Annotated in this window: 23 protein-coding genes; 9 read left to right on the forward strand and 14 right to left on the reverse strand. The window is 71.6% G+C overall.

Features of this window, described 5'->3' with window-relative positions:
• Nucleotides 1-93: 93 nt before the first annotated feature.
• Nucleotides 94-384 (reverse strand): DUF6412 domain-containing protein, encoded by a 291-nt coding sequence (locus tag FHS13_RS01550; protein ID WP_343064863.1) that lies wholly within the window; start codon nucleotides 382-384, stop codon nucleotides 94-96.
• Between the two features lie 207 nt (nucleotides 385-591).
• Here FHS13_RS01550 and FHS13_RS01555 point away from each other — a divergent pair, with 207 nt between their 5' ends.
• Nucleotides 592-909, forward strand: a complete 318-nt coding sequence (locus FHS13_RS01555) for a hypothetical protein (RefSeq protein WP_184286184.1) — start codon at nucleotides 592-594, stop codon at nucleotides 907-909.
• 8 nt (nucleotides 910-917) lie between these two features.
• Here FHS13_RS01555 and FHS13_RS01560 read toward each other — a convergent pair whose 3' ends face one another.
• Both FHS13_RS01560 and FHS13_RS01565 read right to left on the reverse strand, forming a co-directional pair.
• On the reverse strand, nucleotides 918-1,868 hold the full coding sequence (locus FHS13_RS01560; RefSeq protein ID WP_343064864.1) for a sugar kinase: 951 nt from the start codon (nucleotides 1,866-1,868) through the stop codon (nucleotides 918-920).
• The gene (locus tag FHS13_RS01565) at nucleotides 1,865-3,484 is read right to left on the reverse strand and encodes an amidohydrolase family protein (RefSeq protein WP_184286187.1); all 1,620 of its coding nucleotides are present in this window, start codon (nucleotides 3,482-3,484) and stop codon (nucleotides 1,865-1,867) included. Before FHS13_RS01565 ends, FHS13_RS01560 begins: the two co-directional genes overlap by 4 nt.
• Nucleotides 3,485-3,610: 126 nt before the next feature.
• Between FHS13_RS01565 and FHS13_RS01570 the strand changes: the two genes are divergently transcribed.
• Nucleotides 3,611-3,991 (forward strand): RidA family protein, encoded by a 381-nt coding sequence (locus FHS13_RS01570; protein WP_184286190.1) that lies wholly within the window; start codon nucleotides 3,611-3,613, stop codon nucleotides 3,989-3,991.
• 24 nt (nucleotides 3,992-4,015) lie between these two features.
• Here the strand turns inward: FHS13_RS01570 and FHS13_RS01575 are convergent, their stop codons facing one another.
• The 3 genes from FHS13_RS01575 to FHS13_RS01585 form a co-directional block, all read right to left on the reverse strand.
• Nucleotides 4,016-4,627 (reverse strand): TetR/AcrR family transcriptional regulator, encoded by a 612-nt coding sequence (locus FHS13_RS01575; protein WP_184286193.1) that lies wholly within the window; start codon nucleotides 4,625-4,627, stop codon nucleotides 4,016-4,018.
• Nucleotides 4,628-4,679: 52 nt separating this feature from the next.
• Entirely contained in the window at nucleotides 4,680-5,129 is a 450-nt protein-coding gene (locus FHS13_RS01580; protein ID WP_184286196.1) for a GNAT family N-acetyltransferase, read from the reverse strand.
• 107 nt (nucleotides 5,130-5,236) lie between these two features.
• Nucleotides 5,237-6,439, reverse strand: coding sequence for an NsdA family TPR-like regulatory protein (locus tag FHS13_RS01585; protein ID WP_343064865.1), 1,203 nt, complete (start codon nucleotides 6,437-6,439; stop codon nucleotides 5,237-5,239).
• Nucleotides 6,440-6,537: 98 nt separating this feature from the next.
• Between FHS13_RS01585 and FHS13_RS01590 the strand changes: the two genes are divergently transcribed.
• Nucleotides 6,538-6,876: a hypothetical protein gene (locus FHS13_RS01590; RefSeq protein WP_343064866.1), complete on the forward strand. Its 339-nt coding sequence runs from the start codon at nucleotides 6,538-6,540 to the stop codon at nucleotides 6,874-6,876.
• A 97-nt stretch (nucleotides 6,877-6,973) separates the two neighbouring features.
• Here the strand turns inward: FHS13_RS01590 and FHS13_RS01595 are convergent, their stop codons facing one another.
• A complete protein-coding gene (locus FHS13_RS01595; RefSeq protein ID WP_246404284.1) occupies nucleotides 6,974-7,468 on the reverse strand; it encodes a hypothetical protein in 495 nt (164 codons plus the stop codon).
• A complete protein-coding gene (locus tag FHS13_RS01600) occupies nucleotides 7,465-8,787 on the reverse strand; it encodes an MFS transporter (protein ID WP_184286202.1) in 1,323 nt (440 codons plus the stop codon). The genes FHS13_RS01595 and FHS13_RS01600 overlap by 4 nt, the downstream gene beginning before the upstream one ends.
• Before the next feature lie 70 nt (nucleotides 8,788-8,857).
• On the opposite strand from FHS13_RS01600, the gene FHS13_RS01605 reads away from it, so the two are divergent.
• A complete protein-coding gene (locus FHS13_RS01605) occupies nucleotides 8,858-9,868 on the forward strand; it encodes a GlxA family transcriptional regulator (protein WP_184286204.1) in 1,011 nt (336 codons plus the stop codon).
• Nucleotides 9,869-10,036: 168 nt separating this feature from the next.
• Here FHS13_RS01605 and FHS13_RS01610 read toward each other — a convergent pair whose 3' ends face one another.
• On the reverse strand, nucleotides 10,037-11,401 hold the full coding sequence (locus FHS13_RS01610) for a F0F1 ATP synthase subunit B (protein WP_425491110.1): 1,365 nt from the start codon (nucleotides 11,399-11,401) through the stop codon (nucleotides 10,037-10,039).
• A gap of 353 nt (nucleotides 11,402-11,754) precedes the next feature.
• Between FHS13_RS01610 and FHS13_RS01615 the strand changes: the two genes are divergently transcribed.
• The 3 genes from FHS13_RS01615 to FHS13_RS01625 all read left to right on the forward strand — a co-directional run bounded on the left by FHS13_RS01615 (nucleotide 11,755) and on the right by FHS13_RS01625 (nucleotide 13,628).
• Nucleotides 11,755-12,318, forward strand: a complete 564-nt coding sequence (locus FHS13_RS01615) for a gamma carbonic anhydrase family protein (protein WP_184286207.1) — start codon at nucleotides 11,755-11,757, stop codon at nucleotides 12,316-12,318.
• A gap of 272 nt (nucleotides 12,319-12,590) precedes the next feature.
• Complete coding sequence (locus FHS13_RS01620; RefSeq protein WP_221442277.1) at nucleotides 12,591-12,812, forward strand: hypothetical protein; 222 nt, start codon at nucleotides 12,591-12,593, stop codon at nucleotides 12,810-12,812.
• A 108-nt stretch (nucleotides 12,813-12,920) separates the two neighbouring features.
• Nucleotides 12,921-13,628, forward strand: coding sequence for a hypothetical protein (locus FHS13_RS01625; RefSeq protein ID WP_246404286.1), 708 nt, complete (start codon nucleotides 12,921-12,923; stop codon nucleotides 13,626-13,628).
• 1 nt (nucleotide 13,629) lies between these two features.
• Here the strand turns inward: FHS13_RS01625 and FHS13_RS01630 are convergent, their stop codons facing one another.
• From FHS13_RS01630 to FHS13_RS01645, 4 genes are all read right to left on the reverse strand, one after another.
• Nucleotides 13,630-14,856, reverse strand: a complete 1,227-nt coding sequence (locus tag FHS13_RS01630) for a sensor histidine kinase (protein ID WP_246404288.1) — start codon at nucleotides 14,854-14,856, stop codon at nucleotides 13,630-13,632.
• 70 nt (nucleotides 14,857-14,926) lie between these two features.
• Nucleotides 14,927-15,760, reverse strand: coding sequence for an ABC transporter permease (locus FHS13_RS01635; protein ID WP_184286210.1), 834 nt, complete (start codon nucleotides 15,758-15,760; stop codon nucleotides 14,927-14,929).
• Nucleotides 15,761-15,780: 20 nt separating this feature from the next.
• Nucleotides 15,781-16,764, reverse strand: a complete 984-nt coding sequence (locus FHS13_RS01640) for an ABC transporter ATP-binding protein (RefSeq protein ID WP_184286213.1) — start codon at nucleotides 16,762-16,764, stop codon at nucleotides 15,781-15,783.
• A gap of 107 nt (nucleotides 16,765-16,871) precedes the next feature.
• A complete protein-coding gene (locus FHS13_RS01645; RefSeq protein WP_184286216.1) occupies nucleotides 16,872-17,495 on the reverse strand; it encodes a TetR family transcriptional regulator C-terminal domain-containing protein in 624 nt (207 codons plus the stop codon).
• Nucleotides 17,496-17,558: 63 nt separating this feature from the next.
• On the opposite strand from FHS13_RS01645, the gene FHS13_RS01650 reads away from it, so the two are divergent.
• Entirely contained in the window at nucleotides 17,559-18,788 is a 1,230-nt protein-coding gene (locus FHS13_RS01650) for an alpha/beta hydrolase (RefSeq protein WP_184286218.1), read from the forward strand.
• Between the two features lie 87 nt (nucleotides 18,789-18,875).
• Here FHS13_RS01650 and FHS13_RS01655 read toward each other — a convergent pair whose 3' ends face one another.
• A complete protein-coding gene (locus FHS13_RS01655) occupies nucleotides 18,876-21,071 on the reverse strand; it encodes a (Fe-S)-binding protein (protein WP_184286221.1) in 2,196 nt (731 codons plus the stop codon).
• Between the two features lie 592 nt (nucleotides 21,072-21,663).
• Here FHS13_RS01655 and dnaK point away from each other — a divergent pair.
• On the forward strand, nucleotides 21,664-23,499 hold the full coding sequence (gene dnaK / locus FHS13_RS01660; protein WP_184286224.1) for a molecular chaperone DnaK: 1,836 nt from the start codon (nucleotides 21,664-21,666) through the stop codon (nucleotides 23,497-23,499).
• Nucleotides 23,500-23,520: the final 21 nt, after the last annotated feature.

The following is a 23,520-nucleotide window of genomic DNA, read 5'->3' on the forward strand; positions in this document are numbered from 1 at the left end:
CCTTCGTCCGGGAGGCGGGAGACACACGACCGGTGGTGGACCGCCCGGACACGGCGGGGGCACGCGTCGGCGCGCGTACCGGTTCGCCGGGGATCAGCGGGCGGTCAGGGACCGCCCGGGTGCCCTCGGACGCGGCCTGCCCGCCGCATCGGGGTCACGAAGGGGGAGTACGGGAAGCTGCTCCGACCTGCGGCGCATGGCGCGCGCGGCGGTGGCCACCGCCTCGGTCGCCGGGCCGGGGGCGCTGCCCCTCAGGAAGTACCAGGCGACCACCGCGCCGACGGCGACGAACAGCAGCGCCAGCGGGGCGGGGACGGGCAGGGGTTCGGCCGGGACGGTGCCCAGCAGGACGAACTCGAGGAGGGCCAGGAGCGCGTTCGCCACGTTCCCACCTCCCTTTCCCGGTTGCCCCTGCATGCTACCCGTGTCCGACGCGCCCGTCCCTCCCCCGGCACGAATCCGCCGACACTCCGCCGGTGATCCGCTCGTTCGCCGCGCTCCTGTAGCTAAATGACCTCTGTAACTGAATAACTCAGCGTGATGAGAACCTCGCCTGCCCGCCGGTCGGCAGAGCGAGCCGAAGGGGAGCCCGTGCCGATCCGTCCAGCGAACCTCGCCACCATGTCCGCCACCATCTCCGGAGCGGTCGCCGGGTTGTCGGGCCGGGGGGAGCAGGATCTCCCCGTCCGGATCACCTTCGAGTCGGGCCACCATCAGGATGTGCGCCAGGGCGGGTGCCGGGTCCTGGAGACCGGCCAGGGCGGCGTCACCGGGATCTCCGGCGGGCCGAGGGTGCGGTTCGCGCTCTTCTCCGGCACCAGCTGCCAGGGCAGCCGCGCCCTGGCCTCCGGCAGCGGCACGGTCACCTTCGGCACCCCTGTCCTGGCGGGTGCCGTCGTCATCGGCTGAGAAGGCGCTCAGCCTCTGCGGATCTCGGCGGCGTCCGGCGGCACGCTCTCCAGGGTGTCGCCGGCGGAGCGCAGCACCTCGGCGGCGACGGCGTGGCCGAGCCGCAGTCCCCGCTCCGCCGGGAGCCCGTCGAGCAGCCCCGACAGGAACCCGGCGGCGAACGCGTCGCCGGCACCGACCTCCTCGACCACGTCGACCCGGGGAGGGGCGACGAACACCTCCCCCGAGGCGTCGAAGCACGTCGCCCCGTGCCCGGCGTCCTTGACCACCAGGACCGGGACCTCGGGCAGGACCGCACGCACGTCCTCCGCCTCAGGGGTTCCCCAGAGCCGCTCCGCCTCGTCGCGGCCCACGAACACCACATCGGCCCGGCGGGCGAGGTCCAGCAGGGCCGGGGCCGCCGTCCCCGGCGACCACAGCGCGGGCCGGTGGTTGACGTCGAACGAGCGCAGCACCCCCTCTCCCGCACGCCGGTCCAGCAGGTGTTCCACCAGGGCGGCGGCCGGGGCGGACAGCGCAGCGGTGATGCCCGACAGGTGGATCAGCCGGGCACGGCGCGACCACACCCGGTCGGCGTCGGCCGGAGACAGGGCCGAGGCGGCCGATCCCGCGCGGTAGTACAGCGCTCCGGCGCCGCCGGGGCCGGTGTCCTTGACGTACAGGCCCGTGGGCCGCGCCGGGTCGACGACCACGCCGCGCACGTCCACACCGCCCTGGGCAACCGCCTCGGTGACGATGCGGCCGAAGGGGTCGCCGCCCACCCGGCTCACCCACGCGGCGGTGTGGCCGAGCCAGGCCAGGGCGACGGCGGTGTTGGACTCGGCGCCGCCGGTGCCCACGGTCAGCCGCGCCCCCGCCGCGAGGGGTCCGCGTCCGTGCAGCACCGCCATGGTCTCGCCGACGCAGACGGCGTCGATCTCCGCGCCGGTCCCTCCGGTCGCGGGCTCTGCCGCATTCACCGGTTCCTGCGCACGGAGCGGCCGGGCAGGCGGTCGGTCCGCCGCCCGCCGCGGACGGTGAACTCCCCCGACACGAGCACGTGCTCGATGCCGACGGGGGTGCGGCGGGGCTCGTCGTAGGTGGCGCGGGCGGCCACCGTGTCGGGGTCGAAGACCACGAGGTCGGCCGTCGCTCCCGCGTGGAGGAGGCCGCGGTCGGTGAGGCCGAGGCGCCGGGCGGGCCGGGAGGTGAGGTGGCGGACGCACTCCTCCAGGGTGAGCACGCCGAGTTCGCGCACGTAGTGGCCGAGGTAACGGGGGAAAGTGCCCCAGCCACGCGGATGCGGTTTGTCCCCGGCGAGAATGCCGTCGCTGCCGGCCGTGTGGGAGCTGTGCCGCATGATGGTGCGGATGTTGTCCTCGTTGCCGACCTGGAGCAGGCAGCCGCTGCGCAGCTCGTCGGCCACGAGCAGGTCCGCGTAAAGGTCGCCGGGCTCCCGGCCCCGCCGCGCCGCCAGATCGGCGACGGAGGAGCCGACCGCCCAGCCCAGGGCGGGGTCGGCGGTGCCGGTGACGACGATCGAGGACCAGTCCATGGGGATGCCGTGGTTGCCGTCCGTCCCCTCGTGCTCGATCTCGCGGAGAATGCGGGCGCGGGTGGCGGGGTCGCGCAGGCGCTCCAGGGTGGCGGCCGCGCCTCCGGCCTGGGCCCAGCTCGGCAGCGGGGCCGCGAGGTAGGTGGCGCTCGCCGTGTAGGGGTAGCTGTCCAGGGTGACGTCGAGGCCGTGGCGCACGGTGGCCTCGTCGATGGCGTCGAGCACCTCGGGGGCGCGCCCCCGGTTCTGCGGGAAGTTGACGTGGCAGTGGGCGAGGTGGAGCGACACCTGGGCGCGGCGGGCGATGTCCAGGCACTCCTGGTAGGACTCCACGACCCGGGAGCCGTAGTTGCGGTGGTGGGGGCAGTAGTACCCGCCCGCGGCGTGCACGGGTCGGAGGAGCTCGACGATCTCGTCGTCCGTGGCGTACATGCCCGGCGTGTACGTGAGCCCCGTGGAGAGGCCCTGGGCCCCGTCGGCCATCCCCCGGGCGATCATCTCCCGCATCCGGTCGAGCTCGGCCTCCGCGGGCGGCCGGTCGTCGTCGCCGAGCACCGCCATGCGGACGTTGCCGTGGGGGACGAGGGAGGCGACGTTGACGGGCGCGCCCCGGTCGACCCGGTCGAGGTACTCCCCCACCGTTCTCCAGGAGGTGTCGAGGTCCGGGGTGCCGTTCCATCCGGCGAGCCGGACGCGCAGCTCCTCCTCGGTGGTGTCGGTGACGGGCGCGTGGCCCAGGCCGTCCTGTCCGACCACCTCCAGGGTGACGCCCTGGAGCACCTTGGCCTCGTGTGCGGGGTCCGCGAGGACGGCGAGGTCGGAGTGGGAGTGCATGTCGATGAAGCCGGGGGCGACGACGAGCCCGGTCACGTCGACCACGTCGGCGGGCCGGCCTCCCCCGGTGCCCGCCGCGGAGCGCCCGTCCCCGGTGGGAAGGACGTGGGTGATGCGCGGTCCGCGCAGGACGACGTCGGCGGGCCGGGCGGGAGCGCCGCTGCCGTCGGCCACCAGCCCTCCGGTCAGTACGGTCTCGGACTGCACAGTTCCTCCGTTCAGGGCCCGGTGCCGGCGGACCGCGTGTCGGCACGGTCCAAGATACGCTTTCCGCGAGATAATTGGTAACTTTGTTTACCAATAGCTGCGGCAGCACCTACAGAAGGAGTACCCATGACGAGGCAGGCCGTCCGCACCGACGGCGCCCCCGCTCCCGCGGGCGCCTACAGCCAGGGGATCGCCGCGGGCGGTTTCCTGTACACGGCGGGCTTCGGGCCGCAGCACCCCGGCACCGGCGAGGTGGCCCCGACCGTGGGCGAGCAGACCGCCCAGGTGCTCGCCAACATCTCCGCGGTGCTGGCCGAGCGCGGCCTCACCCTGGCCGACGTGGTCAAGACGACCGTCCACCTGCACAACCTCAAGGCCGACTTCGCCGAGTTCGACGCGGTGTACAGGGAGCACTTCGAGGCCCCGTACCCGGTCCGCACCACGGTGGGATCGGAACTGGCCGGCATCCTCGTCGAGATCGACGTCGTGGCGCTGCTGCGCGACTGACGCGGCAGGGTCGTGCGGGGAGGTTCAGCCCTCCCCGTGCTCCTCGTCCTCGAAACCCACCAGGCACAGGTCGAGGAGGGCCTGCACCCGTGCGGTGAGCACCTCGCGGTCCTGGGCCCGCAGCGCCGTCGCGCCCTCCACGAGCCGCACACGGGTCAGCCCCAGCAGCACCCCCGACAGGAGGGAGGCGTGCGCACGCGCGCGCTCGTCCCCGCCGAGGTAGGCCGCGAGCGGGTCGATCATCGCGCTGCTGATCCGCTCCTGGTGGACCTTCTGGAGATCGGGGTCGCCCGCCGCGTTGTCCAGCGTGCGCTGGAGCGCCGTGCTCTCCCCGTGCAGCCGGCTGACCGTGTGCTCGGCCAGACGGCGGGTGAGGGTGTCGCGGTCGCCCTCGAAGATGCGGGGGAAGACGCCGTCCTCGCGCAGGATCTCGGCCAGCAGGCCCCGTTTGGCACCGAAGTAGCGGTTGATGAGGGCGACGTTGACGCCGGCGTGCGACGCGATCATGCGGGACGAGACCGCTCCGTAGCCCTCGCTGGTGAAGAGCTCCCGTGCGCTGGCGAGGATGCGGGCCTTCGTCGCCTCGCGACCGCGCGGCGGGGCGGCGGCACCTCCGGCCTCTTCCGGACGCTCCATGTCGGCACCTCTCGGCGGCTCTGTATCGGGTTTCCGTTCCCAGACTGGCATTTCACAGCCTGCGGCGGAAGCCTAGTGCGGAACCGCTGAAGCCGAGTGCGGCGTAGAACTTCCGCACGCCGTCGGGGCTCTCGTGCGAGAGCAGCTCCACCTTGTAGCACCCCGCCCGGGTCGCGCGGTCCAGGGCGTCCTCCACGAGGGCCCGGCCGATGCCCCGGCGGCGCAGCTGGGGGTCGACGACCACATTGTCCACCACGGCCCAGGGCTGGGCGTCGTGGGTCAGGTTGGCCACCACCAGCAGGTCCAGGGTGCCGATGATCTGGCCCCTCTCCTCGGCGACCAGGATGGTGCGGTCGGGGTCGCTCTCCATGCGGGTCCAGGCACGCACCGCGGCCGAGGACATGCGGACATGAGCGCTCTGCATGTGGGCGGTGTCACCGAGCTCGCGGAGGAGACGCAGAATCGCACCGAGATCGGACCTGATGGCCGCGCGGATAATCATGGCTGTCGGAATCGTAGCCGACGGCCTGCGACAAGGCGGACGTCGCCCTACAGCAGGCCATAAAACACCAGGAGCGGCGGCTCGGAGGCCCTTCCTTCGAACACGTCCTAGGAGGATGCGAGTACTTCCCGGACCTCCGGGACGTCTCGGTACTCTGCCAGCCGTGACAACACGGCCCGGACACGGTCGGATGTCCGTGCGGACGCCACATCCCCTGACAGCGCCATCACGTGGGCCGCGACGCGCGCGGCTTCCTCCGGCTCGTTGGCATCCGCGTAGGCGATGGCGAGCCACGACTCGTACAGTGCTCGTTCCCGCGTGGACGTGGCCGGATATTCGCGGAGAACGCGGGACAGCAGGGGAACAGCACGGAGGGGCCGCCGGAGTTCTGTGTACACGCGCGCGTCCATGACCTCCAGCTCCGCTTCCGTCACCCAATATGCCCATGACGGGCTGCCCCCGGTGTCTTCCCCCAGTGCCTCGTGTGCTTCCCCGAGAGACCGCATGGCGGCCTGTGCGTCTCCGGCCTTGGTGAGGGCCCACGCGGCCCGGTCATGGAACAACGCCCGTGTCTTTCCCGGAGCGTCCGGGCCCGCTTCCGCGACCGCCGCAACAGACAGCGCGGCCCCCTCCCGGACCCTGCCGTTGTTCACGAGGTGATATCCGAGGGATCCGGCCAACTGCGCCGCCAGCGTTCCGTCCCCGGCTTCCCTCGCGGCGTCCAGACCAAGGCGGTAGGCCGCTTCCGCGCGCGGGTCCGCCGCATCGGATGCCGTCCATCCTGCTATCTGCGCAAGTTCCGCAACGGCCTGGAGCAGCTCCCGCCGTACCGCCTCCGTGTGTGTGGACTCCCGGAGGATGCGAACGGCCGCTCTCAGTTCTCGGAAGACAGGGCCGATGAGGTCCCCACCAGCCAGCACGTCGTCCGCCAGGCGGAGGCCGTGCGCTCGTGCCGCGAGATCGGCGGCCGTACTCTGTCCGACCTTCCGGCCGTTTCGCGCGGACAGCGGGGCCGACGCGTCCCCCGGCGGAAGCAGCTCCGCCAGTGTCTCCGCCGCTCCGGGTCCCGTGTCTGCGGCCGTGGCGAGTTCCAGCCGCTCCCGGGAGACACCGAAGACCTCCGCGAGGTACGGGAGCCACGCGCGGGGAACGCGCTTTCCCCGCTCCCACCTGGACACGTCGTGGCGTGTCACGGTGGGCCGCCCGGAGACCGAGCACAGCACGTCCGCCAGACGCGCCTGCGACCAACCACGGCCCGTGCGCAGACGGCGGAGCAAAGCGGGGAGGTTTTCGGGGGTCATGCTCCTCATTGTCGACGAGGGGCCCACAACGGGGCCCACACTCGGGCCACTCCGCCGGACAGGCGCCCCCGGCACGCTGGACACAGGCGATGACGGAAGGACGACGCGTGACGCACGACGACGTGGACGAGGCCCCCGAGAAGGCGAACGACCCGGAGGAATTCGCTGACTGGTTGTTCGACACGGTGTCGGAGACACTGCGGGAACGGCCCGAAGCGGGGGCTTGGGCCGACCCGCCGTCCTGTGCCACCACACAGGAGCTTCGGGCGTTCCTCGTCCAGGCAAGGGAAGACTTCCACGCACTCCGGCGAAGCCTCGTGAAGTCAGATGCCGCGTTCGACCGGCTTCACGAGTGGGTGTCCGGTGGAAAGCCGCTCCCGGGCCCGTGGCGGAGGCATGACGTCCCGGCTTCGGGGGCGGTGGGCGAGACGGAAGACGCGGAATGAGTGCCAACCGCCGTGGACCGGCCGCGCACCCTTTCCCGTCGGGAAGCGGTGTGGTCATGTCGCTGCCGTCCCATGCCGGAAAGGCCCGAGTCCGGAACTACCTGGAGGACCCGGCCCGCCGCAGGTGGCGCACCCACGTCGCCGCCACCGTCCCGGCGACGGCCGCCGGGGCCAGGAGGAGCAGTGCGGACACGATCCACTCCCGGGAGCCGTCGGGACCGTAGACGCGGTTGTCCGCCCCCGCGTCCACGGCCGGTATCTCCGCCTCTTCCACGCAGGTGTCACGCCCGGCGGCGTGCAGATACACCCCGCGCGGTTCTTCGCCTCCCTCGGCGGTGAAGGTGCCGTGGCAGGTGCACGACTCGTGCCCCGGATGCCGGACGCACGTGGTCTCCACCGCTTCGAACGTTCCCGGGATCCCCTCTCCGCGCGCCGCACGCAGGCTCTGGTCGAGGCCGGTGAAGCCGATGTGGGCCACCGCCGCCGCCAGGAGCAGCAGGACGAGCGAGAACGGGAGGGAAGGACCGCCGGACGCCGTGCGGTGCTCGCGGCCGCCGGCGGTCGCCCCGGTGTCCCTGTCCGTGCCGCTCACGCCTCCGACCGCCCGGTTCCGCGCCCGACCGCCCGGACGGGGCCGTCCCCGCCCCCGGCGTTGCGGGGAATCCGGAGCACGGCCGCCGCGGCGACGGCGCACAGGGCGGCGGCCAGCAGCCACACGGGGCCGTAGCTTCCCGCCGTGTCCCGGGCGAACCCGCCGAGGACCGCCATGCCCCCGGCGCCGACCTGGTGGACGGCGTTGACCCATCCGAAGGCGATGGCTCCGTCCGGGCCGAAGATCCGGCGGCACAGCAGGACGGTCGGGGGTACGGTCGCGACGTCGAGGAGACCGAACAGCACCACGAAGGCCGCCATCGCGGCTCCGGCGTCCGGTCCGAGCAGCGCCGGCAGTGCGACCAGGAGAAGGCCCCGGCCCGCGTAGTAGCCGACCAGGAGCCTCCCGGGGTCGAACCTGTCGGTCAGCCATCCGGACAGGACCGTCCCCACCAGGGAGAACACACCGATCACCGAGACGAGGGAGGCGGCCACCGTGAGGTCCATTCCGTGATCCCGCGCGGCGGGCACGAAGTGGGTCCACATGATCCCGTTGGTGGTCGCACCGCACACGGCGAACGAACCGGCCAGGAGCCAGAACCTGCGATCGCGCGCCGCGCCGGCCAGCACCAGGGCGGTCCGGCGTGCGGCGCTCCGGTCCGTCTTCGGCTTCGGTACGAAGGACACCGCCCCGTAGGGCCGCTGCCCCACGTCGGCGGGGTGGTCGCGCAGCACCAGGGCGACGAGCACGGCCACGGCGCCCGCCGCCAGGGCCAGGGTCACGACGGCGGGCCGCCATCCCCGGTGGTCGACGATCTCCGCGAGGAGGGGGAGGAAGACCAGCTGCCCGAAGGCACTGGCGCCGGTCAGTACACCGATGACCAGTCCGCGGTGCCTCGTGAACCAGTTGTCGGTGACGGTCGCCGCGAAGGTCATCGCCAGGGATCCGGTGCCCGCGCCGATGAGCAGCCCCCAGTACAGGGTCAGCTGCCACACGGAGTTCATCACGGTGGTCAGCCCGGCCCCGGCCACGATGACGGTCAGCGCAGCCAGGGCGGTCCTGCGGATGCCAAACCGGTCCATCAGCGCCGCCGCGAACGGGGCGACGAGGCCGTAGACGACCATGTTGACCGACGCCGCGACCCCGATCGAAGCGCGCGACCACCGGTACTCGGTGTGCAGGGGGTCGGTGAGGAGGCCGGGCACGGCGGCGAAGGCCGCCGCGGCCACGATGGTCAGGCACGCGACGAGGGCGATCGGCCATGCGCGGTGGAAGGGTGCGGCTGCGGGCCTGCGTTCGGCAGCGGTGTCGTGGCACATGCCCTCAGCGTCCTTCGGGACCGCTGCGGCCGACAGTGTCCTGAATGCCAACATGTGCAAGGATCCGGCCATGGTTGCTTTCGTCCACCCCGGGCGCCATCGCGTGGCCGTCCTCGCCCGGCACGGTCTGCTGCCCATCGAGGCGGGGATCGTCCACCGGCTGTTCGGCCAGGCCCGCGACGCGGGCGGCCGGCTGCTCTACGAGGTCGTCACCTGCGCCCTGGAACCGGGAGAGGTCAGGACCGACACCGACTTCACCCTGAACGTCACCCGGGGCCCCGAGGTGCTCGGCGAAGCCCAGACGGTGATCCTGCCCGCAGCAGACGAGGACTACGGCGAGCGCCCCCACGACCCGATCGATCCGGCTCTGGCCGAGGCCCTCGCATTCGTGCGTCCGGAGGCGCGCGTGGCCTCCATCTGCACCGGCGCGTTCGTGCTCGCCGCCGCGGGGATGCTCGACGGATGCCGGGTGACCACGCACTGGAAGTCCGCCGCCTGCTTCCGCGCCATGTACCCGCACATCGACCTGGACCCCGACGTCCTCTACACCGACAACGGGCGCGTACTGACCGCCGCCGGCGTCGCCTCCGGCATCGACCTGAGCCTGCACATGATCCGCACCGACCACGGCTCGGCCGTCGCCAACGAGGTGGCCCGCAGCACGGTCGTCCCGCCCCACCGGGACGGCGGCCAGGCGCAGTACATCCGGCGCCCCGTGCCCGGGCCGGAGCGCCCGGCGACCGCCAGGGCCAGGGCGTGGGCCCTGGCCAACCTCCACCTGCAACCGGGTCTGAAGGAGATGGCGGAGCAGGAGTCCATGAGCGTGCGCACCTTCACCCGCCGGTTCTGCGAGGAGATGGGGCTGTCCCCGGGCAAGTGGGTGTCCCAGCAGCGCCTGGACCGGGCCCGGCAGCTGCTGGAGGAGTCCGATCTGTCCGTGGACCTCGTCGCGGACCGGTCGGGTTTCGGAACGGCGGCGTCGTTGCGCCTGCACATGCACGCGGAGCTGGGCGTGACCCCCAGCGCCTACCGGCGCACCTTCCGCGGCACCGCGTCCGGGTCGCCGCCGCCGGACGCGTGAGGAGGCGCCCCGCCGGAACCGGTCGGCCGGGGTCCGTCCCGCCGGGCCCGTTCCGCCGCACAGGGCCCCGGTGCGATCCGCACGGCTCGTCGCCGTTCGGAGCACCGGGGCCCTGCGGTGGACGCATGGCGGCAGCGCTCACGGCGGGTGGCGCCCGCCGAACACGCTCTAGGGACGGGGCTGCGCGCCCTCCCCGCCTGCGGGCGGCATGCCCGGACGGGGGTAGACACCGGTGACGCCGGGGTCACCGCTGTCGGCGGACGGCTGTGCCGGTCCCTGCGGAGCCGGACCCGCGAAGCCGACGCCCTGGGGCGGGCGCGGAGCGGAGTCGCCCGCGGCGGCCTCGGGCCGCGCCAGGGGCCTGATGCGCACGGTCGCCTCGTCCGGGGCCGGACCGGTGTTCTCCGGGGAGCGGTCGTTCCCCTTGGGCGTCCCTGTCGCCCAGGGGCGCTCGGGCCTGGCCGGCTGTGCTCCGGCCTGGCCGGCCTTCTGCGCGGCGTCGGCCGGCTCGGGCCGGGCCTGCTGCGACCGGAAGGGCACGGGCCTGGCCTGCTGGGCCGACTCGGACCCGGCGGTCTCGGGCTTGGCAGTGTCGGGCTTGGCCGCCTCGGGCTTGGCCGCCTCGGGCTTGGCAGCGTCGGGCTTGGCGACCTCGGGCTTGGCCGCCTCGGGCTTGGCGGTCTCGGGCTTGGCGGTCTCGGGCTTGCGCTCGTTTCCCGCCGCCTGGGGCTTGGCCGCTCCGGCCGTCCCGGGCTTCTGCCCGGTCCCCGCCTGCTGCGGCTCGGGACGCTGCTGCTCGCGGGCCGGCGCGGCCCCCTTGGGGCCGTCGGCCTTCTCGGCCGCCTTCGCGGCCGGGGCGGGCCCGGAGCTCTCCCCGCGGGCCAGTCCCGCTTCCAGGGGACCGGCCTTGTCCTCGGCGCCGAGCAGGTCGTCGAGGGTGGAGTTCATGTCCTTGAGGCGGCGCAGCGCCTCGGCGTGCGTCGCGGTGAGGGTGGCGAGCCTGCGGTCCGCGGTGTCGTGGATCTTCTTGGCCCGGGCCTCGGCCTCGCTCAGACGGCGCTCGCCCTCCTTCTTGGCCTGCTCGCGGAGCTGCTCGGCCTCCTTCTTGGCGGAGCCGACCAGCTCGGTGGCCTCGCTGCGCGCGGAGGAGATGATCCGCTCGGAGTGCTCCTCGGCGTCCTTGCGGAGCTTGGCGATCTCCTCCTGGGCCTTCTTCCGGATCTCCTGCACCTCGGCGTCGACCTTGGCGCGGCGCTCCTTGGCCTCCTCCTCCGCGATCCGGAGGATCTCCGCCATGCGCTCGCTGATCTGCTCGTGCTCGGGCTTGGTCTGGGCCTTTTCCCGGGCAATGGCAAGATCGCGCTTGTACTGCTCCAGATCGTCGTCCATACGCCGCAGACGATCGCGGTACGTCTGGTTCTCATTGCTCAGACGAACGAACTGTTCGTCTACAGCGGCCTTGTCGTAGCCGCCCTTGCGCACCGTCGGGAACCTGTCCTGTTGCAGCCCGCCACCCGGCAACATATCGCTCATGCGCCTTTCGTTGTCCTGTACACCGTCTTGACTGCACATCGCAGCAGGTGAGATCTGCCCCGTACCCACCTACCAGGGGAGCATCCTCAGTTCCACGTAAATCATGCTCCCCCCATATATGTCCATTTTCGCCGCCCCTGAGGCCGAAGAGGGGGAATCAATCGGAGTCGGGGCGTCACGGGGTTTCCGACCAGGGAAGGCGCCGGAGGCAGTGCCCACCGCGCGGACCCTGACCGCGTTGTCTACCAAGGTATGCGCGATCATCCCCGTACGGGGCAGAGCGGTCAACTTCACCCCTGACCGACCCGTCATGAAAAAGGATGCTTGTTCCGCACATGAGGGAGGACGAGAAGATGGGTAGCGAGACGGAGGGCCGCGGCACGGGCGCCCCGGAGGGCGCGCGGATCGGCGACGCCCCGTTCGGACGTCCGGAGGTGCACCCCACCGCCTGGGTCGCACCGGGCGCCGTCGTGGTCGGCCGCGTGAGCCTGGGCGCGCACAGCAGCGTCTGGTACGGGTCGGTGCTGCGCGCCGACACGGAGGAGATCACCGTCGGCGAGAGGGTCAACATCCAGGACCAGTGCGGCCTGCACTCCGACCCGGGGGAACCCGTCGTCCTGCACGACGGGGTCAGCCTGGGCCACAAGGCGATGGTGCACGGCGCCGTCGTGGAGGAGGGCGCGCTCATCGGCATCGGCGCGATCGTCATGGGCGGGGCCCGCGTGGGCAAGGGCGCCTTCGTCGCGGCGGGAGCGCTCGTGCCCCCGGGCAAGACCGTGCCTCCGGACACCCTGTGGGCGGGCGTGCCCGGCAAGGTCGTCCGAGAGCTGAACGACAACGACCGCCTCGTGCTGGAGCACACCCCGGCACACTACGCCTCACTGGCCCTGCAGCACCAGGAGGTGTCCTGGCGCTGACGGCGGTCCCGCCGGGTGTGCGCTTACGGCGGGGTTCCCCGGATCCCGTAGCCGTAAGCGCGCGCCCGGCGGCGCGGACACCCCGCCCCGGGGCGGCGGACGGCCGTTCCTGACCCGTCCGGATCACGCCCTCCATGGTCCGCACGGACCATGTTCGCCGCCGCTCTCCCGACGTAGTCTGGAATCCCTCCACTTCTCCATGGGGGGACACAGTCGCGCCCTGACCGGCACCCTCCGCGGCAGACCACGGCGAATCCTGGAGGTGAGCGCACGTGCGGTACGGCATCCGCCCGCGCGGTCCCGACACGGTCCACGACCACGAGGCACTGGACGAGATAGAGCTGTACGCCGAGGTGCTCATCGCCGTGGCCGGTGCCGACCGCAGACTCACCCCCGAGGAGATCGACCGCGTGCTCGGGGTCTCCCCCGCCGATCTACCGGGCCGGCCTCCTCCCGGAGCGGCTCCCAGCCCCCGTTCCCCGCAGCGTTCCTGAGAAATCGTCCTCAACCGGCCACGTTCGGATGTCTGCTTCCGCACCCGGGCGGGGTACGCCTCCTGCGGGGCACCGCAGCCCCGGAGGAGACACGCTCAGGAGCAGCACATGTACCCAGACGACCGGGACAGCGCAGGGGAGAGCCGGGGAGTCCGGACCGACGCCCGGGGAGAGGGCACCGCCCGCAAGGTCACGCTCGCCGTCGCGCTCGTCGTGACCTTCGCCTTCCTCCTGGTCACCGCGGTCGGCATCGGCTGGTTCCTCTCCGACGACGGCCCGCTGTCGGACGAGGGCACCGCCTCGGACTCCGAGAGCCCGGGCGCGGCGGCCCCGGAGGCAGGCGGGGGCGGAGGGGAGGGTACTCTCACCGACCCCCGGGCGGGCCTGTCCTACCCCCTGCCCGGCGACGGCTGGGTCCGGGCCGGCGACGACGAGGTCCCCTCCGGCTACACCTCCTACGTGGTGCTCGGGGATCCGGAGGACCCCGACGCGTTCATCGTCACCGGGGCCCGGGAGCTGAACGCGGTGGAGCCCCTCCCTGTCGCCGGGGCCCGCCTGGCCGTCGAGGCGATGGCCGGTCTGGCCTCCGATCTCGGTTCGCTCGGCCTGGGCCCCTCGGGCCCCCTCGAGGTGGACGGCGTGCCCGCGTTCCAGGCAACCCTGGAGAGCGACGAGGCCGACGGGGCCTACGGCCGCTTCCTCCTGCTGGAGCCGGAGGACGGCGCCGGGGCGTTCGTGCTGGGCCTCAACCCGAACGGGGGCGACGCCGCCACCGAGGCCATCGACGCCGCCTTCGCGTCGGTGTCCCTGCTGTAGTTCAGAGCGGGAGGACGGCGCGCAGGAGGAAGCCGCCGTCCCTGGTCCGCGAGGACGTCAGCACGCCGCCGCCGAGGGCGACCCGCTCCGACAGCCCGGCGAGCCCGTTGCCGGAGCCCCCCTCCCGGCCGCCGAGAGGGTGGGCCCGGTCGTTGGAGACCTCCACGACCAGGCTCCGCTCCCCCGTGCCGGCGTCCTCGGTCCGGGAGAAGACGATGCCGCACTCGGTGGCGTCGCTGTGCCGCAGCACGTTGGTGCCGCCCTCGCGCACCACCCAGGCCGCGAGGGACTCCTGGCCGGGGTCGAGCTCCAGCCCGTCCAGGCCCTTGACCCGCACCCGCGTCCCGCTGGCGGACAGCACCTCGCCCACCGTGTGCACCTCGTCGGCCAGGCTCACCTCGCGGTAGCCGCTGACCGCGCTGCGCACCTGCTGGAGTGCCTGGCGGGCGAGCTCGTTGACCTCGGTCATCTCCGCGGCGGCCCGCGCAGGGTCGCGCTCGGCCAGCCTGCTCGCCAGTTCCGACTTGACCGCCAGGGCCGAGAGGCTGTGCCCGAGCAGGTCGTGCATGTCGCGGGCGAAGCGCAGCCGCTCCTCGGTGACGGCCAGCCGGGCCCGCGCGTGCTGGCCCTCCACCGCCTCGGCGGTGATGTCCCACAGCCACAGGGTGGCGAGGGTTCCGCTCGCCAGCAGCAGCGCCCACAGCACCATCAGGACCCAGGTGATGACGAGGACCGCGGGATGGGTGTCCATCGGGCTCAGCGGCAGCGCCGCCCACGGGAGGAGGACGAGGCCGGCCGTGACCGCCGCGGTGCGCCGCCGCGGGGCCAGGAACGCCCCGATCGCCCACCACGCCCCCACGACGCTCATGCCCGTGACCGGTGTCTGGAGCAGCAGCACCGAGGCCGCCACCAGGGCGAGCGAACCCCAGTAGAGGCGCGGGTCGGGGATCCTGCGCCCGTCCATCCGGTCGCGCAGCAGCAGGAAGAGCAGCACCACCATGACCACGAGGAGGACCTCGGCCGCCGCGGGGCGCCACCAGGTCAGCGTCCTGCCCTCCGCGACCGGGCCCGCCCCGGCGAAGAAGGACGCGAACTCGGCCAGGGGGAGCGCCAGCACCGTGACCACGATGAAGGCCAGGGTGGACATGATGATCGCGCGGGCGATGCGGAGCCTGCGGTCGGCCTCGGGACCTCTGCGCGGCGCCCTCGTGACGGGGTCCTCGGTCAATGTCGTTCCTCGGGAGATGCGGGGTGGGGCGGCGGGGGCACCGGGTTACAGGATCACCCACGCCGCGAGGTCACGCCTGGCGGGGGTCCCACTTGAACCAGCGGTGCACCGCGACGCCCAGAACCGCCGTCCAGGCGAACAGGACGCCGATGGAGGGCAGGGCCGCGACCCACAGCTCGAAGGGGCCGACCGCGGAGGCGCCCTCGAACCCGCCGAACACGTCGTACCCGGTGTAGCCCGCCTGGATCAGCTGGCCGGTGGCGGCCGAGGGCAGCAGGGAGAAGATCTTGTGCAGGATGTCGGGGAACAGGCCGACCGGCATGACACCGCCGCTGAAGAGCAGGAGCATGATCGGCGCCATCGCCGCCATCTGCGCGGACTCGGCGTTGCGCGCCAGCGGGGTGATCAGCAGCCCCAGGAAGGTCATGGGCACGGCGCTCAGGGCCACGGCGAACAGCAGCATGACCGGGTCCTGGGGCATGCCGGCGCCGACGGACACCATCAGCCCCACACCCAGGGCCGCGATGACCAGGGAGAAGCCCGCCACGATGGCGGTGACGGCGCCGAAGAGCGCCGCGCTGGGCACGCCGCCGGCCCGCATCCGCTTGAGCACGAGGGCCTCCCTGCGCGCGGTGAACACGTTCGAGGGGTGGCCCACACCGATGATCACGGCGATGCTGCCCATCATCCCGAGCGCGGAGAGCTCGTTGGAGGCCATGCCGCCAAAGACCTCCTCCCCCGGCGTGTTGAGCGGTACGGCGATCAGGAACAGCGCCATGGCCAGGAACAGCCAGGCGGTCTTGTAGCGCATGAAGAGGGTGAACTCCATGCGGGTCAGGCGCAGCGTCTGCCGCAGGGCCCCCATGGTGGGCCGGGGCGCGGTCCGGGTGGTCGCGATGGTCATGGTGGCGTTCTCCTCGGGGGTCAGTTCTGGTTCAGGTCGCCGGCGACGCGGAGGAAGACGTCCTCCAGGGAGGCGCCGCGCACGTGGAGGTGCTGCAGGGAGGTCCCGTGCTCCCCGGCCCAGGCCAGGAGCTCGGCGACCGCCGCGGAGGCGCGGCCGGCGATGTCGGGGCCCGAGACGGTGTAGGCGGCCCACAGGGCCTGGTCGCGGGTCTCCACGGCGACCGAGGTGTCGGCCGGCCGGGGCAGGTCCGCGATACCCACGTCCTCGGGCATCCGGAAGCCGATCCGGTCGCCCCAGTCGGCGAGGACGCCCTGCAGCGTGCCCTCGACCCGGATCTCGCCCCTGTGCATGATGGCCAGCCGGTCGGCGAGGCGCTCGGCCTCCTCCAGGTAGTGCGTGGTGAGCAGGATCGCGGTGCCCTGCTCCTTGAGGTCGCGGAGGAGCCGCCAGATCTCGTGGCGCCCCTCGGGGTCCATGCCGGTGGTGGGCTCGTCGAGGTAGAGCACCTCGGGCCGGGTGACCAGCGCGCAGGCCAGGGCCAGGCGGCGCTTCTGCCCGCCGGAGAGTTGGCGGACCGCGACGGAGCGCTTGTCGGTCAGGCCGACGAGTTCCATCACCTCGGCCGGGTCGCGGGGGTCGGCGGCCAGGTCGCGGGAGAGCACGACGGTCTCGGCGACGGTGAGGTCGTCGAGGAGCCCGTCGCCCTGGAGGACGGCGTTGGTGCGGCCCCGCAGCGCGGCGGGCTGGCCGTAGGGGTCGTGGCCGAAGACGCGGACGGTGCCGGAGGTGGCGCGTCTCAGGCCCTCCAGGACGTCGACGGTGGTGGTCTTGCCGGCGCCGTTGGTGCCCAGGAGGGCGAACAGCTCGCCGGGGCGGATGTCGAAGGACACGCCCCGGACCGCCTCGAAGTCGCCGTAGCTCTGCCTGAGGTCGCGCACGGTCACCACGGGCTCGGCCGCGGCGGGGGGTGTACCGGGGGATTCGGTGCTGGTCGTCGTCATGGATCCAGGTTCGCGGAATCCCGCTTCCCGCGGCAGACACCGCTGTCACCGGCTGCTCATGAGAGACGCAGTTCCCGGGACCTGACAGATGTCATACGCGGGCGCCGTCAGCCGCGGTGCGGCCCCCCGGCGGTGACAGCGGCCACCGCCGCGTCCACGGCGGCCCTCAGGCCGTCCAACGAGGCGTCCCGGGGAAGGCGGACAGCACTGAGCCAGATCCCGTCCACAAGGACCATCAGGAGTTCGACGAGGGCGTCCAGGTCCTGCCCCGGCGCCAGTTCGCCTTCCTCCTCGGCCCAGCCGACCGCGGCGCGGAGCGCCTCGCGGGACCGGGCGTCGAGTTCGGCGAGGACGTCGGCGAAGCCGGGGTCCACCGCGGCGCGCGCGTAGAACGCGGACCAGACGCGGGTCTCGGCCAGACGCTGCTCGTCGGTGGGCAGCAGGTCTAGGAGGGCCGTCCTCAGCCCGTCGGCGAAGGAAAGCCTCCCCGGGCCGACGCGCACTTCCGAGAAGCGCCGTTCGACGCCGGCCAGCGCCTCCCGCAGCGCGAAGTGGAGCAGCGCGTCCTTGGTGCCGAAGTCCCGCTGGACGGCGCCGGCGGACAGCCCCGCCTCGGCCGCAACGGTGCGGATGCTGACGTTGTCCAGCCCTTCCCGAGCAGCGATCCGGTGAAGCGCAGCGGCCACTTGGCGGCGGCGTTCGTCCTTGTCCACGTACCTGGGCACGAGCACATTCTGGCACAGGACCCATGATGATACAGTCGTATCGATACAAGTGTATCGATTGGAGGAGGCATGAACCCGCACCCATCACATCCCGCCGGAAAGCGCCTGGCCGCGGTCGGGCGCCGGTGCGCCACCGCACTCACGTTCGCGACAGCCCTCACCGGAGCGGGCGCCACCGCACTCGTCCTGCTCCCTCCGGTCTCCTGGAGCGCCTGGCAGTACGCACTCCTGGCGCTGGAGTTCAGCCTGCTGTTCGCCGCCCTGGCCGCGGTCGGACTGTCGGCGTCCCTCCTCGCGCGGGGGCCTGCCAGGGTGATCGCCGCCGCGGCCAACGGAGCCGTGCTGGTCGCCGCGCTCGTCCCGCCCGCCGCGATCTGGTCCACGGCACGGGACGAGGGCATCCCGCTCGACCTCGGCGCCTACACCGCCGGACTCTCCACCAGCACCGACCGGGAGCCCGAGACACACGTCTACCTGCGGACCGGGGACTCCCCGGTCGGCGACCCCGACACCCCCGAGGACCTGGTTCTGGACGTATGGAGGCCCGCGGAGCACACCGACAGGGACCTGCTGCCGATCGTGGTGAACGTGCACGGGGGCGCCGAGGACCTGCCGCAGAGCCTTCTCCCCCGCTGGGACACCTGGATCGCCGACCGCGGCTACGTCGTCTTCGACGCGGACTACCGCCACTTCCCCGACGGCGACTGGTCGGTGCCGGTGTCCGACGTCAAGTGCGCGATCGGCTGGGCCCGCGCGCACGCCGAGGAGCACGGAGCCGACCCGGACCGGGTCGCTGTCACCGGGCAGTCGGCCGGCGGCCTTCTCGCCCTCCTCGCCGCGTACACCACGGACGAGGAGATCGCGCCGAGCTGCGAGGGCGACAGCGGCGTCGACGCCGCCGTTGCCTGGTACTCGGCATCCGACGGGACCGCGTCCGCACCTGAGGTCCCGTGGCGGCAACGCCTCTCCCCCCTCGGTGAGGAGCTGCACGAGAGCAGCGTGCAGATGATGGGCGGCACCGTGGAGGAGCTTCCCGAGGAGTACGCGCTGGCTTCGCCCCTCGAGCACGTCTCTCCCGACACCCCTCCGACCCTGCTGGTCATGCCCGGCCACGACCTGTTCCTGGACCCGGAGGACAACCGCCGGTTCGCCGCTCGCCTCGACGAGGCGGGAGTCCCCCACGAGCACCTGGAGATCCCCTGGGCGGAGCACATGTTCGACCTCAACTGGGGCGGATTCGCCAGCCAGGTCACCCGGCACGAGCTGGAGGAGTTCCTCGGTGAGCACCTCGCCCCCTGAGCGCGGAAGAGCAGGACCGGAAAAGCGGAGGGGGCCGGGGCGACCTCGCGGTCGTCCCGGCCCCCTGGGAGCACCGGCCCCCGGCCGTCAGGCGGAGGTGGTCTCCTGCGCCTTCTCGCCCCGGACGGAGCGGAGCAGCAGCTGGGAGACGTCCACGACCTCCAGCGACTCCTTGGCCTCGCCCTGCGACTTCTTCTCGTTGATGGCGTCGCCGAGCATGACCTGGCAGAACGGGCACGCGGTGGAGACGGTGTCGGGGTTGGTGGTCAGCGCCTCGTCCACACGCTCGGTGTTGATGCGCTTGCCGATCCGCTCCTCCATCCACATGCGGGCGCCGCCGGCGCCGCAGCAGAAGCCCCGCTCCTTGTGGCGGTGCATCTCCTGGGTCTTGACCCCGGGGACCTTGGCCATGATGTCGCGCGGCGGCGTGTACACCTTGTTGTGGCGGCCCAGGAAGCAGGGGTCGTGGTAGGTGATGTTCTCGTTGACGGACTCGACCGGGGTCAGCCTGCCCTCGTCCACGAGCTTGGCCAGCAGCTGGCTGTGGTGGATCACCTCGTAGGTGCCGCCCAGCTGCGGGTACTCGTTGGCCAGGGTGTTGAAGCAGTGCGGGCAGCTGGCCACGATCTTGGTGACGCCGGCCTCGTTGAGGGTCTCGACGTTCTGCTGGGCGAGCATCTGGAAGACGTACTCCATGCCCAGGCGGCGCGCGGGGTCACCGGTGCAGGCCTCCATGCCGCCGAGGACGGCGAACTTGACGCCCGCGATGTCCAGCAGCTCGGCGATGGCCTTGGTGGTCTTCTTGGCGCGGTCCTCCAGGGCTCCGGCGCAGCCGACCCAGAAGAGGTACTCGGTGTCCTCGGGGAGCTTGTCGTCCACGACCTGGACCTCGACAGGGTTCTCCTGCTCGGCCAGCTCCTGGATCCAGTCCATCCTCTTGTCCTCGGACATGCCCCACGGGTTGGCCTTGTTCTCGAGGTTCTTGAGGAGGGTGTTGGCCTCGGACGGGAAGTTGGACTCGACCATCACCTGGTAGCGGCGCATGTCGAGGATGTGGTCGATGTGCTCGATGTCGACCGGGCACTGCTCGACGCAGGCACCGCAGTTGGTGCAGGCCCACAGCTCGTCCGGGTGGATGACACCGCCTTCCTCCTCGGTGCCGACCAGCGGCTTCTCCAGGAGGGCGAGCACGTCCACACCGGCGTGGCTCTCGTCGGGCTTCTCCGCGAGCGTCTCCGCGGTGATGCCGTCGAGCAGGTACGGGGCCTTCTCGTAGGCGTGCCGCTGCAGGTCGAGGATGACCTTCTTGGGCGAGAGCGGCTTTCCGGTGTTCCAGGCGGGGCACTGCGACTGGCAGCGGCCGCACTCGGTGCAGGTGGTGAAGTCGAGGAGACCCTTCCAGGTGAAGTCCTCGATCTTCCCGGCGCCGAACGGGTCCTCGTCCGGGTCGGCCTCCTCGAAGTCGAGGGGCTTGGTCCCGGTCTTGTCCATCATCTGCTTGGCGGCACCCAGCGTCGGGGAGCCGTCGGCGTTGCGCTTGAAGTAGATGTTGACCGGGGCGAGGAAGCGGTGCCAGCCGATGCCCATCGTCAGCATGCGGGCGATGACGACGAAGAACAGGTAGCTGATGATCAGCTTGAACGCGGCGACCAGGGCGATGCCGGGCTCGGCGATCGCGGGGTCACCGGGCAGGATCGAGCCGAGGGCGGTGGAGATCGGGGTCGCCCAGGCGGGGAACGGGAAGTCGCCCATGGCGGCCTTGAACCCGCGGATCACGAAGATCGAGATCAGCAGGGCCCACAGGTAGGCCTCGACGTAGTAGGCCGTCCAGGTCTTGGAGTTGTAGAACCTGGAGTCGCGCCCCAGGCGGTGCGGCCCCTTGATCAGGCGGTAGATCGTCAGGCCGATGATGCTCGCCAGGCTCAGCCCGGCGATGACCTCGATGGCCAGGCCGTAGATCGTCCAGTCGTGGATGATCGGCAGCTTGAAGTGCGGGTAGAAGACCTCGCCCTGCGCCTCCACCACCGTGAAGAACAGCAGGGGGAAGGAGACCATCACGAACCAGTGGGCGATACCGACCCACGGCCGCTTGAGCATCCGTCCGTGCCCGAGGATCTCGATGAGCGTCATCGTGAAGCGCTGCCCGAACGGGCCCTTGCGCTCCGGCTCCACCGCTCGGCCGACACCCACGGTTCGCACGATCTGGCGAATCGCCAGTCCGAACATGGTGAACGCGACCACGGCGAAGACCGAGGTGATGATGCCCAGTGTCAGGTACAACATCGTCCGTGGCCTCCCATCCTGCTTCGTCGTCCGGTGCGCCACACACCGGCGGTCGAATCTATGTTACTAGCGAGTAATCACTGCGGAGTCAACAGCGCCGGCGGGGCGCTGACCGCCTCTGATTCACGCTAGTTCGCCCCCGGACCCAAAGATCACGCGGGTACACCCCTATCCCCCCTCCGAGCAGCCCCCGAGGCGCGGAACATCACTCTCGGCACTCGATCGCATGCGGAGAGCGGCGAAAAGCCGATCCTCCGCGCGCCCGCGCCGGAAGAACTGGTGAGTGCACCGATCCCGAACCGGGCGGGCGCCGATGTGTCGTGCATCACTCTTCACCCCGACACCCCTCCACCCGATCCCCCGGTGTTCGCCGGGGGTACCCCCGGGCAGGGGTCAAGGATCCCCCCGGGTTTCCCCGGAGTTCGGCCGTGTTTCCGGTAGAACCGGCCCGCCCGGGAACATCCTCGCGTGGCCGACCGTTGTCAGGTCGTAGAAATTAACTTGAGCCGGGTCGACTCAACTGACTTGACAGAGCTCAAGGGGCGAAGCAAAATTACGTCAGGAAGACTCAACTTCGACGGAGGAATCAACCATGGCACGTGCGGTCGGAATCGACCTCGGTACGACGAACTCCTGTGTCGCGGTCCTGGAGGGCGGCGAGCCCACGGTCATCGCCAACGCCGAGGGCTCCCGCACCACCCCGTCCGTCGTCGCCTTCGCCAAGAACGGCGAGGTCCTCGTGGGTGAGGTGGCCAAGCGTCAGGCCGTCACCAACGTCGACCGGACCATCCGCTCGGTCAAGCGCCACATCGGCACCGACTGGTCGGTGAAGATCGATGACAAGACCTTCAACCCCCAGCAGATCAGCGCCTTCGTGCTCCAGAAGCTCAAGCGCGACGCCGAGGCCTACCTGGGCGAGGACGTGACCGACGCCGTCATCACCGTCCCGGCCTACTTCAGCGACTCCCAGCGCCAGGCCACCAAGGAGGCCGGCACCATCGCGGGCCTCAACGTCCTGCGCATCATCAACGAGCCCACCTCCGCCGCGCTCGCCTACCACCTGGAGAAGGAGGACGAGGCGACCATCCTGGTCTACGACCTGGGCGGCGGTACCTTCGACGTCTCCCTGCTCGAGGTCGGCGACGGCGTCGTCGAGGTCAAGGCCACCAACGGCGACAACCACCTGGGCGGCGACGACTGGGACCAGGCCGTCGTGGACTGGCTCGTCGAGAAGTTCAAGAACGCCAACGGCGTCGACCTCTCCAAGGACAAGATGGCGCTGCAGCGCCTGCGCGAGGCCGCGGAGAAGGCCAAGATCGAGCTGTCCAGCTCCAGCGAGGCCGCGATCAACCTGCCCTACATCACCGCCTCGGCGGAGGGCCCGCTGCACCTGGACGAGAAGCTCACCCGGGCCGAGTTCCAGCGCCTGACCGCCGACCTCCTCGAGCGGACCAAGGTCCCCTTCCAGCAGGTGATCAAGGACGCGGGCATCAGCCTCCAGGACATCCACCACATCGTCCTGGTCGGCGGCTCCACCCGCATGCCCGCCGTGGTCGACCTGGTCAAGGAGATGACCGGCAAGGAGCCCAACAAGGGCGTCAACCCCGACGAGGTCGTCGCCATCGGCGCCTCGCTCCAGGCCGGCGTGCTCAAGGGCGAGGTCAAGGACGTCCTGCTGCTGGACGTCACCCCGCTGTCGCTGGGCATCGAGACCAAGGGCGGCGTGTTCACCAAGCTCATCGAGCGCAACACGACCATCCCGACCAAGCGCTCGGAGATCTTCACGACGGCCGACGACAACCAGCCGTCCGTGCAGATCCAGGTGTACCAGGGCGAGCGCGACATCGCGCAGTACAACAAGAAGCTGGGTGTCTTCGACCTGACCGGTCTGCCCCCGGCGCCGCGCGGCGTGCCGCAGATCGAGGTCACCTTCGACATCGACGCCAACGGCATCGTCAGCGTCACCGCCAAGGACCTGGGCACCGGCAAGGAGCAGTCCGTCACCATCTCCGGCGGTTCGGCGATGTCCAAGGACGACATCGACCGGATGGTCCGCGAGGCGGAGCAGTACGCGGAGGAGGACCGCAAGCGCCGCGAGGAGGCCGAGGTCCGCAACAACGCCGAGTCCCTCGTCTACCAGACCGAGAAGGTCATCAAGGACAACGAGGACAAGGTCCCCGCGGACGTGCGCTCCGAGACCGAGGCCGCGGTCGCCGAGCTGAAGACGGCCCTGGAGGGCTCCGACATCGAGGCGATCCGCACCGCCAGCGAGAAGGTCGCCCTGGCCAGCCAGAAGATCGGTTCGGCCATCTACAGCCAGAGCCAGCAGGGTGCCGAGGGCCAGGCTGCCTCCGACTCGGCCGACGACGCGGACGTCGTGGACGCCGAGATCGTCGACGAGGACGACAACAAGGGCAAGCAGTCCTGACCCGAGGCCGAGTCGAGGAGA

Source organism: Nocardiopsis algeriensis (genome assembly GCF_014203695.1).
Taxonomy (GTDB): domain Bacteria; phylum Actinomycetota; class Actinomycetes; order Streptosporangiales; family Streptosporangiaceae; genus Nocardiopsis; species Nocardiopsis algeriensis.

Coding starts and splice junctions, on each gene's coding strand:
- FHS13_RS01570 (WP_184286190.1), top strand. CDS start 3,611: ATGACGAGGCAGGCCGTCCGCACCGACGGCGCCCCCGCTCCCGCGGGC.
- FHS13_RS01575 (WP_184286193.1), bottom strand. CDS start 4,627: ATGGAGCGTCCGGAAGAGGCCGGAGGTGCCGCCGCCCCGCCGCGCGGT.
- FHS13_RS01580 (WP_184286196.1), bottom strand. CDS start 5,129: ATGATTATCCGCGCGGCCATCAGGTCCGATCTCGGTGCGATTCTGCGT.
- FHS13_RS01585 (WP_343064865.1), bottom strand. CDS start 6,439: ATGAGGAGCATGACCCCCGAAAACCTCCCCGCTTTGCTCCGCCGTCTG.
- FHS13_RS01600 (WP_184286202.1), bottom strand. CDS start 8,787: ATGTGCCACGACACCGCTGCCGAACGCAGGCCCGCAGCCGCACCCTTC.
- FHS13_RS01605 (WP_184286204.1), top strand. CDS start 8,858: ATGGTTGCTTTCGTCCACCCCGGGCGCCATCGCGTGGCCGTCCTCGCC.
- FHS13_RS01610 (WP_425491110.1), bottom strand. CDS start 11,401: ATGAGCGATATGTTGCCGGGTGGCGGGCTGCAACAGGACAGGTTCCCG.
- FHS13_RS01615 (WP_184286207.1), top strand. CDS start 11,755: ATGGGTAGCGAGACGGAGGGCCGCGGCACGGGCGCCCCGGAGGGCGCG.
- FHS13_RS01625 (WP_246404286.1), top strand. CDS start 12,921: ATGTACCCAGACGACCGGGACAGCGCAGGGGAGAGCCGGGGAGTCCGG.
- FHS13_RS01635 (WP_184286210.1), bottom strand. CDS start 15,760: ATGACCATCGCGACCACCCGGACCGCGCCCCGGCCCACCATGGGGGCC.
- FHS13_RS01640 (WP_184286213.1), bottom strand. CDS start 16,764: ATGACGACGACCAGCACCGAATCCCCCGGTACACCCCCCGCCGCGGCC.
- FHS13_RS01650 (WP_184286218.1), top strand. CDS start 17,559: ATGAACCCGCACCCATCACATCCCGCCGGAAAGCGCCTGGCCGCGGTC.
- FHS13_RS01655 (WP_184286221.1), bottom strand. CDS start 21,071: ATGTTGTACCTGACACTGGGCATCATCACCTCGGTCTTCGCCGTGGTC.
- dnaK (WP_184286224.1), top strand. CDS start 21,664: ATGGCACGTGCGGTCGGAATCGACCTCGGTACGACGAACTCCTGTGTC.